Below are 13,250 nucleotides of genomic sequence, written 5' to 3'. Positions count from 1 at the left end.
CCTCAAGCGCCGGACGGGCTGATTTCAGCCCGTCCGGCGCTTGAGGACACCGCGCGTCAGCGCGGAAAGGGGGCCCGGGGGCTTGCCCCCGGTTCCGGGAAGGGGCGGGGTGGGGAAAAGGCCCGCCGCAGGCGCACCCCCGCACCACACCCGCCACCACACCCCCGCTACACCCGCCGCGCCGCCCGGTTCCGCCCGCCCGGCCCCGGCGACAGCGCCGTCGCCAGTTCCTCCAGCGCCTCCATCAGCAGCTCCGCCCCCCGCACCGCCACCCCCGTGTCGCCCGCCTCCGCGCGCCACGCGTCGAGGGCCGCGCGCGGGGCCGACCAGTCCAGTTCGCGGCGTTCGCGGACGGCCGCGGCGGTGTCGGGGAGGGCGGCGCGGAGGGCCTCGGCGAAGGCGGCGGCGCCCTTGGACGGGTCGGTGGAGCGGTCCGGGAGGTGGGCCTCCATCAGCATCGTCGCCCGGCCCATCGTCGCCAGCGCGGACTCCGCCGCCCGCTCGGCGGTGCGGGAGATGCCGCGGTGGCGCACGGGCTCGGTGAGGGCGCGGGCGGCCGCGTCCTCCCAGGCCGTGCGCGCCGCCCGGGAGTCGAGCAGCGCCTCGCGCACCCGCCGCGGCTTGGCCTCGGCGGGCTCGGCGAACGCGCCGAGCACGGCGAGGGAGTAGCGGCCGTTGGCCTCCAGCCAGTCGCCCAGCCGGTCCCGCAGCCGGGGCGTCTCCCAGGTGGGGAACAGGGCGTACGCGGCCATCGCGAGCAGCCCGCCGAGCAGGGTGAGGGCCACGCGCGCCTGCACGGTCTGCGACCAGCCCTCGCCCGCGATGCCGAGCAGGAAGACGACGTACCCGGCGATGCAGGCCGACGCCACGCTGTAGCCCGTGCCCATCAGCAGGTACATCAGCCCGATGCAGAGCACCGCGAGCGCCGCGCACACCCAGGTGCCGGGGTGGAAGGCGGCCATCAGAGCACCGGCGATCAGCACGCCTACCACGGTGCCCACGAAGCGGCCGACGCCGCGCGAGTACGTCTGCCCGAAGTCGGGCCGCATCACCATCACCGAGGTCAGCGGCACCCAGTAGCCGTGCCCCAGCGGGAGGGCGCTGCCGAGCGCGTAGCCGATCAGCGCGACCACCGTTATGCGTACGCCGTGCCGGCCGATCGGCGAGGACCAGCGCGCCTCGCGGCGCAGCGCGCGCAGGGCGACCGGGACCAGCCGGGGCACGGAGGGCCGCAGCAGGTGCCGGTGTTCCTTGCCGGGCTCCCGCTTCGGGTCCCCGTTCTGCGGGGCGGTGGTGCGGACGGGCTCGTCGGTGGCCTCGACCGCGTCGCCGAGCAGGGCGATGAGCCGGAGCGCGGAGCGCCGCGCGGCGCCGTCGAGTATGGGCCCGGACTCGGGCACCTCCAGTGTGTCCACCGCCTCGGGCGAGAGCCGCACGGGCCTGCCCCAGCGGATGGCGCGCGCCACCGAGTCGAGGACGGAGCCCGCGGCGCCCAGCAGGTCGCGCGCCCGGTCGCGCTCGGGGCCCTCGGCGGGCGCGCCCAGGACGGGGTCGGCGAGCGAGGCGAGCACCGGCCGGATCCGCTCGGCGACGCCGCGCGGCCCGCCCAGCTGCCGCGGCCGGCTGCGGGCCTGGCGCGGCGTCAGCTCGGCGGCCTCGCGGGCGTCCATGAGCGGCTGCGGGTCGAAGCGTGCCACCGGGTCGTGGCGGAGCCGGCGGGCGTAGTCCGCCTCCGCGGCCAGCGCGTCGGCGAGCGCGTCCCGCTGGAGGCCCCAGGGTCTGATGGGCAGCAGCACGATGAGCGCGGCCTGGACGAGCCCGCCGAAGGCGATCAGCCCGGCGTGGTGCAGGGCGCCGGCCACGGAGGTCGGCAGGGTGACGGTGACCAGCATGACGGCGATGGTCTGGGTCGCGACCAGGCCCGACACCGGGCCGATGGCCCACGCCATGCCCGCCAGCAGCGTCCAGACGCCCAGCAGCACGGCGAAGGCGAGGTGGTCGGCGGCGGCGACGTAGCCGAGGAAGGTGCTGACGGCGAGGCCGACCGCCACCGCGAGGGCCAGCACGGGCCGGGGCCGCCAGCTGCGCTGGAAGGTGGCCACGCCCGCGGCGAAGGCGCCGAACGCGGACGACACCGCGAGCTTGGGCGTCCCGAGCCACAGCATCAGCCCGATCACGATCGCGACCCCGAGGGTGCCGCGCAGGGCGAGGAGCGGCGTGAGGGGGGTCCGCTCGACCGTGAGGCCGGCCCGAACGGACTTCCGTAGCGCACTCGACCAGGTCATGCCCCCGAGCTTACGATCCCGCCCGCACCGGACCGGACTCCCGGGCTCCGGCGGCGGGCGCGTCGGGGCCGCGAATACGTGTGATAGGAAACCGTCATGGCATCGCACGCTGCCACCGCCACGGTGGAGCGCGGAGGTGTCTGTGAGATGCCCGTTGGAGGCATTCCACCCATGTCAGTCGAGCTGAACCACACCATCGTCCACTCCCGCGACCGCGAGGCCGCCGCCGCCTTCCTGGCCGGGATCCTGGGACTGGAGGTCGGCGAGCCGGCCGGCCCGTTCCTGCCCGTCGTCACCGGCAACGGCGTCGCCCTGGACTACGCCACCGTCGACCCCGGGAGCATCACCCCCCAGCACTACGCGTTCCTGGTGCCCGAGGCGGAGTTCCCCGCCATGTTCGACCGGATCAAGGCCACCGGCACCGCGTTCTTCGCCGACCCCGCCGGGCGGAGGCCCGGCGAGATCAACCGCAACGACGGCGGCTACGGCGTGTACTTCCTGGACCCGTCCGGCCACTACATGGAGCTCCTCACCCGCCCGTACGGAAGCGGCGGCTCGGAGGCGTAGGACCGGCCGGGTCCGGTTCTCCGGGCCGGTCAGCCCTTCTGGTCGCGGCGGGAGCGGTTGCCGGGCCGTTCGGCGACCCAGGCGCGGATCGTGTCCGCGAACCAGTAGGGCTTGCCGCCCTCCGTGAGGTCGGGGGCGGGAAGCATGCCGTGCTTGCGATAGGTCCGGACGGTGTCGGTCTGCACACCGATGTGCGCCGCGATCTCCTTGTAGGACCAGAGTCGACGGTCGGTCATCTCTCGCGCCTCTCCGCCGTACCGCGGCGACGGAGGGGGATCCGTGGGGGAGCCGCGGGTCGGCTGTCTCGATCACTTGAGCCTGCGCCCGGGGAACGACGCAGAGTGACCAGGCGGGGACGCCTGTCGGACTCCTGTGACGCAAGGCTCGCGGAAACGTGACGCTCGTAACCGGAGGATGACGGCACGGGGGAGGCGGCGCGTGCGCGGTTCGGATACGGCCCGGGTACGTCTCAGGCCCGGGGGCGGCTCACGCCGCCTCCGGCAGCCGCACCGGCCGCCCCTCCCGCCGGGACGTCTCGCAGGCCACGGCGATCCGCAGCGCGCGCAGCCCCTCCTCGCCGGGGCAGGGGTTGGGCGCCTCGCCCCGCGCGGCGCGGACGAAGGCCGCCAGCTCCGCGCGGTACGCGTCCGCGAAGCGCTCCAGGAAGTCCGCCCACGGCCGCTCCGGCGGTGTGGAGCGGCCCGGTTCGGCGGAGGTCACGGGCGTACGGGCGGCCAGCCCGGCCACCCACTGGTCCCGCTCGCCGGACAGCTCCGTGCGGACGTCGTAGCCCGCGCCGTTGCAGCGGGTCGCGGTGGCCGTGACGAGCGTGCCGTCGTCGAGGGTGAGGAGGGCGCAGGCCGTGTCGACGTCCCCCGCCTCGCGGTAGAGGGCTCCCCCGGCGTCCGAGCCGCGGGCGTACACCTCCACCACCTCACGGCCCGTCAGCCACCGTACGGCGTCGAAGTCGTGGATCATGCAGTCGTGGATCAGCCCGCCGGACCGGGCGAGGAAGTCGGCGGGCGGCGGCGCCGCGTCCGAGGTGACGCAGCGGATGGTGTGCACGCGCCCCAGCGCCCCGCTCCGCAGGGCCTCGCGGGCCGCCAGGAACCCGGCGTCGAAGCGCCGCTGGAAGCCGATCTGGAGCAGGGTGCCCGCCGCCGCGGCCGCGCGCAGGGTGGCTTCCGTGCCCGCGACGTCCGGTGCGAGGGGCTTCTCGCAGAACACGGGGAGCCCGGCCCGCGCGGCCCGGCCGACCAGCCCGGCGTGCGTGGCGGTCGGGGTGGCGACGACCACCGCGTCGACGCCTGCCGTGGTGAACACCTCGTCCACCGAGCGCGCGGGCCGGGCGCCGGTCTCCCGGGCCACGGCCGCCGCCCGGTCCGGGTCGGCGTCCGCGACCACCAGCCCGGCGACGCCGTCCGTCCCGGCCAGGGACGCCGCGTGGCGGGCGCCGATGCGCCCCGCGCCGAGCAGGCCGACGCGCATCCCGGTGCCCATCCCGCTCAGCCTCCGTACAGCGCGGGCCGCGCCGCCAGTTCCACCGTGACCCGGGCGCCCGTCGCCTGGGCCCGTACGCCCGCCTCGCACACGGCCGCCGCCGCGTAGCCGTCCCAGACACTCGGACCCTCGGTCTCCCCGCGCCGGGTGGCGTCGACCCAGCGCTGCACCTGGCGGTCGTAGGCGTCCTCGAAGCGGACCACGTAGTCCTGCGCGATCTCGCCGCCCCAGCGGCCGGCCGCGGTCACGTACAGCCCGTGGTCGTCGCCGAGCCGGGCGGCGCCGCGCTCGCCGACGGCCTCGCAGCTCACCTGGTAGCCGAAGCCGCAGTTGACGAAGACCTCCACGTCGACGACCGCGCCGCCGGCGGTCTCCAGAAGGACGAGCTGGGGGTCGCCCAGGCCCTCGGGCGCGCCCGCCGAGGGGCGGGGCCGCAGGACGGTGACGGCGGTGATCTCCTGGCCGAGCAGCCAGCGGGCCGCGTCGATCTCGTGCACCACCGAGTCGTTGATCATCATCTGCTCGGTGAAGCCGGGCGGCGTGCCGACGTTGCGGTGCCGGCAGTGCAGCATCAGCGGCCGGCCCAGCCCGCCGCCGTCCAGCAGGGCCTTGAGCCGCAGGTACTCGGCGTCGTACCGGCGCATGAAGCCGACCTGTACGCGCCGGTGGCCGAGCCGGGTCTCGGCCTCCATCACCCGCAGCGCCGCCGCGGCGTCCGGCGTGAGCGGCTTCTCGCACAGCACCGGCAGGTCGTGCGCGAACGCGGCCAGCAGCGCCGCCTCGTGGGCCGGTCCGGGCGAGGCGATCAGCACGGCGTCCACGTCGGGCGCGGCCATGGCGGCGGCCGCGTCGGTGTAGGCCGTGCAGCCCGCGAGGCCGCGGGCTGTGCCTTTGGCCCGGTCGCCGTCGATGTCGACCACGGCCGTCACCCGCGCGCCGCTGACGACCGCGTCGAGCCGCCGGACGTGGTCGGCGCCCATCCGCCCGGTGCCGACGACGGCGACGCCCAGCGTGCTGTGCTGCGTCATGGTGTGACTCCTGACTCGTACAGGGTTCGTACCGGCCCGCCGGGGCTCAGACGCCGCAGCCGCGCAGGAAGCGCCGGGTGCGGCGGGCGATGGGCAGCGGGCGGTCCGGCGGGCACGGGTACATGTCCTGTTCCACGATGGCGAACAGCTCCGCGTCGAGCTTCGCGGCGGCGGCCAGGACGGGCTCCAGCGCCGGTACGCCGCCCGGCGGTTCGCACATCACGCCCTGGCGCACGGCGGGCCCGAACGGCGTGCCCTTGGCACGGACGTCCGCGAGCACCCCGGGGTCGACCTGCTTGAGGTGGAGGTAGCCGATCCGCTCGCCGTAGGTCTCGATGAGCTTGACGCTGTCGCCGCCGCAGTACGCGTAGTGCCCGGTGTCCAGGCAGAGGTTGACGAGCCCGGGGTCCGTGGCGTCCAGGAAGCGCTCGACGTGCGCCTCGCTGTCGATGTGGGTGTCGGCGTGCGGGTGGACGACGATGTCGAGCCCGTACGTCTCGCGGACCTCGCGGGCCAGCCGCTCCGTTCCCGTGGTCAGCTCCCGCCACTGATCCGCCGTCAGCTCGGGGTCCTCGATCCGCTCGGCCGTCCGGTCGTCGCGCCAGAAGGCGGGGATGACGACCAGATGGCGGGCGCCCGTCGCGCGCGTCAGCTCCGCGACCCGGCCGACGTGCTCCCACGTCGCGTCCCAGACCGCCGGGCCGCGGTGCAGCGCCGTGAAGACCGTGCCCGCGGAGACCGTGAGCCCGCGCCGCCCGGTCTCGTCGCGCAGCCGGGCCGGGTCGGTGGGCAGATAGCCGTACGGGCCCAGCTCGATCCACGCGTAGCCCGCGTCGGCGACCTCGTCGAGGAAGCGCCGCCAGGGGACCTGCGCGGGGTCGTCGGCGAACCAGACGCCCCAGGAGTCCGGGGCGGATCCGACGCGGATGCGGGACGCGGGTGCGGGCGGGGGGCTGGCGGACATGGGGCGGGTCTCCTCGGTCCTCGGGCCGCGGGGCGGTTTCGTCCGTAGCTTCCCCGCGGGGTGGGGAGGTGTCAAGGGTTCGTCCGGACATACGGACGTAACGTCAAGTCACCCCGAGAGTACGTCTATATGTAAGGACAATTCCTTGACATGGTCGTGCGGGCCCGGCTAGACCTGACCCCATGACCGAGCCGAGACCGTACGACCTGCTCGCGATGGGCAGGGTCGGGGTGGACCTCTATCCCCTCAGGACCGGTGTGCCGCTCGCGCGGGTCGACACCTTCGGCCGGTTCCTGGGCGGGTCGGCGGCCAATGTCGCGGTCGCCGCGGCCCGGCTCGGCCGCCGCGCGGCGCTCGTCAGCCGCACCGGCGACGATCCCTTCGGCGCGTACGTCCACGAGGCGCTGCGGGACTTCGGGGTGGACGACCGGTGGGTGACCCCCGTCCCCGGCCTCCCCACGCCCGTCACGTTCTGCGAGATGTTCCCGCCCGACGACTTCCCGCTGTACTTCTACCGCCGGCCCAAGGCGCCCGACCTGGAGATCCGCACCGCCGAGCTGGACCTGGACGCGCTGCGCGCCGCCCGGATCCTCTGGGTGACGGGCACGGGGCTGTGCGAGGAGCCGAGCCGGGCGGCGACGCTGGCCGCGCTCGCGGCCCGCGCCAAGCGCGGCACGACGGTCTTCGACCTGGACTGGCGGCCGCTGTTCTGGGGCGGGGCGGGCGGCGCCTCGACGGACGGCGGCGCCTCGGGCGCCGCCGCGATGGCCGCGGCCCGGCCGTTCTACGCGGCGGCCCTCGCCCACACCACGGTCGCCGTCGGCAACGCCGACGAGTGCGAGGTCGCCACGGGCGAGCGCGATCCGTACGCGGCCGCGTGGTCCCTGCTGGACGCCGGCGTCGAGCTCGCCGTCGTGAAACAGGGCCCGAAGGGCGTCCTCGCCGTCCACCGCGACGGCACGACGGTCGAGGTGCCGCCGGTGCCCGTCGAGGTCGTCAACGGCCTCGGCGCGGGCGACGCGTTCGGCGGCGCGCTCTGCCACGGCCTGCTGGCCGGCTGGGACCTGGAGCGCGTGGTGCGCTACGCGAACGCGGCGGGCGCGCTGGTCGCCACGCGGATCGCCTGCTCGTCGGCGATGCCGTCACCGGAGGAGGTGGAGGCCCTGCTGGCGACACCGCCGGGCGGCGGGGGGAGCGGCGGCCCCGGGCCCGGGGGAACGGGCGGGGGCGGCACCGGCACTCCCGCGGGGACCGCCACCGGCGCCCCGGCGGACGCCGGTACGGACGAGGCGCCCGCGGCCGGCAGCGGCGCCCCGGCCGAGGGGCGGATCGGCCACCCGGCCGGGGCAGATACGACCGACCACGCCTCGGCCGGCACCGGCGGCCCGGCCGAGGCCGGTCCCGGCCCCGCCCACCCCGCCACCGCCGACCCGTCCGGCGCCCCCGGCACCCCACCCGAAGGACCCCCACCTCCCGAAAGCGGCACCGACGACCCCCCGAAGGCGCCCGCTCCCCCGCCGCAGGCGCGGCGGGGGGCCCGGGCCCGGCCCAAGGCCGCCCGGCGTGGCAAGCCGCCCCGCCCCGGACAGGAGGCGCCCCGCTCGTGACCGTCGCCCTCGCCGATCTCGCCCGGGTGCGGGCCCGGCACCCCGAAGCCGTCGCCGAGGCCGCCGCCCGGCGGGCCCGGCGGCCGCTCGTCGGGGACAGCGGGCGGCTGATGATCATCGCCGCCGACCACCCGGCGCGCGGTGCCCTCGCCGTCGGCGACCGCCCGCTCGCCATGGCCGACCGCGCCGGCCTCCTGGAGCGGCTCTGCCTCGCCCTCTCCCGGCCCGGCGTCGACGGGGTCCTCGGCTCCGCCGACGTCCTCGACGACCTGCTGCTGCTCGGCGCCCTGGAGCACAAGGTCGTCATCGGGTCCATGAACCGCGGCGGACTCGCCGGCGCCGCCTTCGAGATGGACGACCGCTTCACCGGCCACCGCCCCGAGGACCTGGCCGGGCTCGGCTTCGACGCGGGCAAGCTGCTGCTGCGCATCGACCACGACGACCCCGGCTCGCTGCGCACCCTGCACTCGGCCGCCCGTGCCGTCGATGCCATGGCCGCCCTCCGGCTGCCCGTCTTCGTCGAGCCGTTCGTCTCCCGGCGGGTGGCCGGGCGGGTGGTCAACGACCTGGGCGCGGAGGCCGTCGTCAGGTCCATCGCCATCGCCTCGGGGCTCGCCGGCACCTCCGCGTACACCTGGCTGAAGGTGCCGGTCACGGACGACCCGGCCGACATGGCCCGGGTGATGGCGACCTCCACGCTCCCGGCCGTGCTGCTGGGCGGGGACCTCGCGGACGGCCCCGGGGGCCAGGACGCGGCGTTCGGGAGATGGCGTGCCGCGCTGCGGCTGCCGACCGTGCAAGGACTCGTCGCCGGCCGCTCGCTGCTCTACCCCGCCGACGGGGACGTGGCGGGTGCCGTCGACACCGCCGTAGGACTGCTGTGACGCCCGTGCCCGACGCGGCGTCAGGAGAGACGAGAGACCGGATGACCTTCGCGACCCCCCACCTCCCGGCCGGCAGCGCCGCCGACGGAGGCCCGTACACCCTGGACATCCGCCCGGAGCAGGCCGGCTGGGAGTACTCCTCGCTGCGCGTCCTGGTCCTGGCGCCCGGCTCCACGCACACCTTCTCCTCGGGCGACAGCGAGTGGATCGTGCTGCCGCTGGCCGGCGGCTGCACGGTGACCGTGGACGGGCAGCCCTTCGAACTGGACGGCCGGAAGAGCGTCTTCGCGGGGGTCACCGACTTCGCCTACGTGCCACGGACGGCCCATGTGACCCTCGGGTCCCGGACGGGCGGGCGGTTCGCGCTGGCCGGGGCGCGCTGCGAGCGCCGGCTGCCCGCGCGCTACGGGCCGGCCGAGGGCGTCCCCGTGGAGCTGCGCGGCACCGGCAACTGCTCCCGCCAGGTCAACAACTTCGCCGCGGCGGGCGCCTTCGAGTGCGACCGGCTGATCGCGGTCGAGGTCGTGACGCCCGGCGGCAACTGGTCCTCGTACCCGCCGCACAAGCACGACGAGCACCGGGCCGGCCAGGAGTCCGAGCTGGAGGAGATCTACTACTTCGAGATCGACGGCGACGCGGGCCTCGGCTACCACCGCGTCACCCCGTCCCGGCGCGGTGGCACGGACGTCCTCGCGGAGGTCCGCGACGGCGACGCGGTACTGGTCCCGGACGGCTGGCACGGCCCGTCGATCGCCGCGCCCGGGCACGACATGTACTACCTCAACGTGATGGCGGGGCCCGGCGCCGAGCGGGAGTGGCTGATCCGCGACCACCCGGACCACGCCTGGATCCGCGCCACCTGGCCGGAGCAGCCGCTGGACCCGCGGCTGCCGTTCTATCTCGCGCCCGGGGAGATGACATGACCGTTCCGCACGCCCGGCGGCCGGGCCGCCGGCTGACCACGGCGCAGGCCCTGGTGGAGTTCCTCGCCCACCAGTACACCGAGCGCGACGGCCGGCGGCAGCGCCTGGTCGCCGCCTGCTGGGGCATCTTCGGCCACGGCAACGTGGCGGGCGTCGGCCAGGCCCTGCTGGAGGCCGAGGGCGCGCTGCCGTTCCTCCAGGGCCGCAACGAGCAGGCCATGGTGCACGCCGCCGTCGGCTACGCCCGGCAGAGCGACCGGCTCTCCGCCCACGCCGTCACCACCTCGATCGGCCCGGGGGCGACCAACCTCGTCACGGGCGCGGCCCTCGCCACGATCAACCGGCTGCCGGTCCTGCTGCTGCCCGGCGACACCTTCGCCACCCGGCCCGCCGACCCGGTGCTCCAGCAGCTCGAACACCCCGGCGCGGGCGACGTCTCCGTCAACGACTGCCTGCGGCCGGTGTCGCGGTACTTCGACCGGATCACCCGGCCCGAGGCGCTGGTCCCGGCCGCCCTCCAGGCGATGCGGGTCCTGGCCGACCCGGTCGAGACCGGCGCCGTCACCCTCGCGCTGCCGCAGGACGTGCAGGCCGAGGCGTACGACTGGCCGGAGGAGTTCTTCGCCGACCGCGTCTGGCACGTCCGCCGCCCGGCCCCCGCCGCCGACGCCCTGGAGGAGGCGGTGCGGGCGGTACGGGCGGCCCGGCGGCCGCTGGTCGTCGCGGGCGGCGGGGTGGCCCACAGCGGCGCCGAGGACGCGCTGCGGGCGCTGGCCGACGCCACGGGCGTGCCGGTCGCGTCCACCCAGGCCGGCAAGGGGTCGCTGCACCACAGCCACCCGGCGGACGTCGGCGGGCTCGGCCACACCGGCACCGCCGTCGCCGACGCGCTCGCCCGCGACGCCGATCTCGTGCTCGGCGTCGGCACCCGCTACACCGACTTCACCACGGCGTCCGCGACCCTGTTCGCCGCCCCGGACGTCCGCTTCGTCAACCTCAACATCTCGGCCGCGGACGCCCACAAGATGGCGGGGCTCGCGGTCGTCGCCGACGCCCGGGCCGGCCTGGCCGCCCTGGCGGAGGGGCTGGCCGGGTACCGGGTCCCGGCCGCCTACGAGCGGGAGTACGCGGCGGGCAAGGCCGAGTGGGAGGCCGCCGTGCAGCGGGCGTACTCCTGGCAGGACGCCGGCGCGCGGCCCACCCAGGCCCAGGTGCTCGGCGCGCTGGACTCCGTCGTCGGCGACGAGGACGTGATCGTCAACGCGGCCGGCTCGCTCCCCGGCGATCTGCACAAGCTGTGGCGCTCCCGCTCCCGCCGCCAGTACCACCTGGAGTACGGCTACTCCTGCATGGGTTACGAGATCCCCGCCGCGATCGGCGTGCGGCTGGCCGCGCCGGACCGGCCGGTGTGGGCGCTGGTCGGGGACGGCACGTATCTGATGATGCCGACGGAGCTGGTCACGGCGGTGCAGGAGGGCATCCCCATCAAGGTGGTGCTGGTCCAGAACCACGGCTACGCCTCCATCGGCGGCCTCTCGGAGCAGGTGGGCGCCGAGCGCTTCGGCACGGCCTACCGGTTCCGGGCGGCCGACGGGACGTACACGGGCGGGCCGCTGCCGGTCGACCTGGGGGCCAACGCCGCGTCCCTGGGGATGGCCGTGCTCCGGCCGCGCACGGTCGGCGCGCTGCGGGAGGCGCTGGCCGAGGCACGCGCCGCCGAGCGCCCCACATGTGTCTATGTGGAGACCGGAACAGCCGACACAGTGCCGGGCGCGCCCCCCGCCCAGGCGTGGTGGGATGTGCCTGTCGCCCAGGCCGCGACCCGCCCGGCCGCCCTGCGGGCCCGGGAGGAGTACGAGCGCCGCGCGTCGGCCCGCCGCCGGTACCTTTGATGTGAGAGAGGCCGCAGCATGAAGACCGTCAACCACTGGATCGGCGGCAAGGCCGTCGAGGGCGCCTCCGGGACGTACGGGCCGGTGACCGACCCGGCGACGGGGGTGGAGACCACCCGTGTCGCGTTCGCCTCGGCCGACGAGGTGGACGCCGCCGTCGCCGCGGCCAAGGCCGCGTTCGCGACCTGGGGCGGCTCCTCGCTGGCGGCCCGCACGGCCGTGCTGTTCCGCTACCGCGCCCTGCTCGACGCCCACCGCGACGAGCTGGCCCGTCTGATCACCGCCGAGCACGGCAAGGTGCACGCCGACGCCCTCGGCGAGGTCGCCCGCGGTCTGGAGATCGTCGAGCTGGCCTGCGGGATCACCACCCAGCTCAAGGGCGAGCTGTCCACCCAGGTGTCGGGCGGCGTGGACGTGGCCGCGATCCGGCAGCCGCTCGGGGTGGTCGCGGGCATCACACCCTTCAACTTCCCGGCCATGGTGCCGATGTGGATGTTCCCGCTGGCCGTCGCCTGCGGCAACACCTTCGTGCTGAAGCCGAGCGAGAAGGACCCGTCGGCCGCGTTCCGGCTCGCCGAGCTGGCCGCCGAGGCGGGCCTGCCGGACGGGGTGCTCAACATCGTCAACGGCGACCGGACGGCCGTCGACCGCCTGCTGGAGCACCCGGACGTCGCGGCGGTGAGCTTCGTCGGCTCCACCCCGATCGCCCGTCACATCTTCACCACCGGCACCGCGAACGGGAAGCGGGTCCAGGCCCTGGGCGGCGCCAAGAACCACATGCTGGTGCTGCCCGACGCCGACCTCGACGCCGCGGCGGACGCGGCCGTCTCGGCGGCGTACGGCTCGGCCGGCGAGCGCTGCATGGCGGTCTCGGCGGTCGTCGCGGTGGGCGACACCGGGGACGAGCTGGTCGCGAAGATCCGGGACCGCGCCGGGAAGATCCGGATCGGGCCGGGCGACGACCCCGCGTCCGAGATGGGCCCCCTGATCACCAAGGCGCACCGCGACAAGGTCGCGTCCTATGTGGCGGGCGCCGCCGCCCAGGGCGCGGAGGTCGTCCTCGACGGCACCGGCCACACGGTCGAGGGCTACGAGGGTGGCCACTGGATCGGTCTGTCCCTGCTGGACAAGGTGCCCACCGACGCGGACGCCTACCGCGACGAGATCTTCGGCCCGGTGCTGTGCGTGCTGCGCGCGGAGACCTACGAGGAGGGCCTGGCCCTGATCAACGGCTCGCCGTGGGGCAACGGCACCGCGATCTTCACCCGCGACGGCGGCGCGGCCCGCCGCTTCCAGCTGGAGGTCGAGGCGGGCATGGTGGGCGTCAACGTCCCCATCCCGGTGCCGGTGGGCTACCACTCCTTCGGCGGCTGGAAGGACTCCCTCTTCGGCGCCCACCACATCTACGGGAACGACGGCGTCCACTTCTACACCCGGGGCAAGGTCGTCACGACCCGCTGGCCCGACCCGGCGGAGAGCTCGGTCGACCTGGGCTTCCCCAGCCACCGCTGACCCCTGTCCGTGGCACGGCCGCGGACGGACGACGAACCCCTGCGGGCCCTCGGCCCGCAGGGGTTCCCCCGTTCCCGGGCAGTCCCCG

General features: G+C 75.8%; 10 protein-coding genes and 1 pseudogene. 6 read left to right on the top strand and 5 right to left on the bottom strand.

Going from position 1 to position 13,250, the window contains the following annotated elements; all coding sequences use genetic code 11:
• Positions 1 to 167: 167 nt before the first annotated feature.
• Positions 168 to 2,285, bottom strand: coding sequence for an FUSC family protein (locus tag SMD11_RS21895; RefSeq protein ID WP_087928054.1), 2,118 nt, complete (start codon positions 2,283 to 2,285; stop codon positions 168 to 170).
• A gap of 171 nt (positions 2,286 to 2,456) precedes the next feature.
• On the opposite strand from SMD11_RS21895, the gene SMD11_RS21890 reads away from it, so the two are divergent.
• Positions 2,457 to 2,852, top strand: coding sequence for a VOC family protein (locus tag SMD11_RS21890; RefSeq protein WP_087928053.1), 396 nt, complete (start codon positions 2,457 to 2,459; stop codon positions 2,850 to 2,852).
• A 29-nt stretch (positions 2,853 to 2,881) separates the two neighbouring features.
• On the opposite strand, the gene SMD11_RS21885 is transcribed toward SMD11_RS21890, so the two are convergent.
• From SMD11_RS21885 to SMD11_RS21870, 4 genes are all read right to left on the bottom strand, one after another.
• Positions 2,882 to 3,088 carry a helix-turn-helix transcriptional regulator gene (locus SMD11_RS21885; protein ID WP_087928052.1) on the bottom strand — a complete coding sequence of 69 codons (207 nt, stop codon included), beginning with the start codon at positions 3,086 to 3,088 and terminating at the stop codon, positions 2,882 to 2,884.
• 250 nt (positions 3,089 to 3,338) lie between these two features.
• The gene (locus tag SMD11_RS21880; protein WP_087930660.1) at positions 3,339 to 4,340 is read right to left on the bottom strand and encodes a Gfo/Idh/MocA family oxidoreductase; all 1,002 of its coding nucleotides are present in this window, start codon (positions 4,338 to 4,340) and stop codon (positions 3,339 to 3,341) included.
• A 17-nt stretch (positions 4,341 to 4,357) separates the two neighbouring features.
• Positions 4,358 to 5,380, bottom strand: a complete 1,023-nt coding sequence (locus SMD11_RS21875; RefSeq protein WP_087928051.1) for a Gfo/Idh/MocA family protein — start codon at positions 5,378 to 5,380, stop codon at positions 4,358 to 4,360.
• A gap of 46 nt (positions 5,381 to 5,426) precedes the next feature.
• Positions 5,427 to 6,344: a sugar phosphate isomerase/epimerase family protein gene (locus tag SMD11_RS21870; protein WP_087928050.1), complete on the bottom strand. Its 918-nt coding sequence runs from the start codon at positions 6,342 to 6,344 to the stop codon at positions 5,427 to 5,429.
• A 182-nt stretch (positions 6,345 to 6,526) separates the two neighbouring features.
• On the opposite strand from SMD11_RS21870, the pseudogene iolC reads away from it, so the two are divergent.
• The 5 genes and pseudogenes from iolC to SMD11_RS21845 all read left to right on the top strand — a co-directional run.
• Positions 6,527 to 7,516: pseudogene (gene iolC / locus SMD11_RS21865) on the top strand (5-dehydro-2-deoxygluconokinase); the annotation flags it as partial.
• A gap of 431 nt (positions 7,517 to 7,947) precedes the next feature.
• Complete coding sequence (locus SMD11_RS21860; RefSeq protein WP_087928049.1) at positions 7,948 to 8,835, top strand: Cgl0159 family (beta/alpha)8-fold protein; 888 nt, start codon at positions 7,948 to 7,950, stop codon at positions 8,833 to 8,835.
• Positions 8,836 to 8,876: 41 nt separating this feature from the next.
• Positions 8,877 to 9,758: a 5-deoxy-glucuronate isomerase gene (gene iolB, locus SMD11_RS21855; protein ID WP_087928048.1), complete on the top strand. Its 882-nt coding sequence runs from the start codon at positions 8,877 to 8,879 to the stop codon at positions 9,756 to 9,758.
• Entirely contained in the window at positions 9,755 to 11,650 is a 1,896-nt protein-coding gene (gene iolD, locus SMD11_RS21850) for a 3D-(3,5/4)-trihydroxycyclohexane-1,2-dione acylhydrolase (decyclizing) (protein ID WP_087928047.1), read from the top strand. The genes iolB and iolD overlap by 4 nt, the downstream gene beginning before the upstream one ends.
• Before the next feature lie 18 nt (positions 11,651 to 11,668).
• Complete coding sequence (locus SMD11_RS21845; RefSeq protein WP_087928046.1) at positions 11,669 to 13,162, top strand: CoA-acylating methylmalonate-semialdehyde dehydrogenase; 1,494 nt, start codon at positions 11,669 to 11,671, stop codon at positions 13,160 to 13,162.
• Positions 13,163 to 13,250 lie beyond the last annotated feature (88 nt).

This window comes from Streptomyces albireticuli, from assembly GCF_002192455.1.
GTDB classification, from domain to species: domain Bacteria; phylum Actinomycetota; class Actinomycetes; order Streptomycetales; family Streptomycetaceae; genus Streptomyces; species Streptomyces albireticuli_B.
The sequence above is the reverse complement of the archived record's forward strand: the minus strand, read 5'-3'. Positions and strand labels throughout refer to the sequence as shown.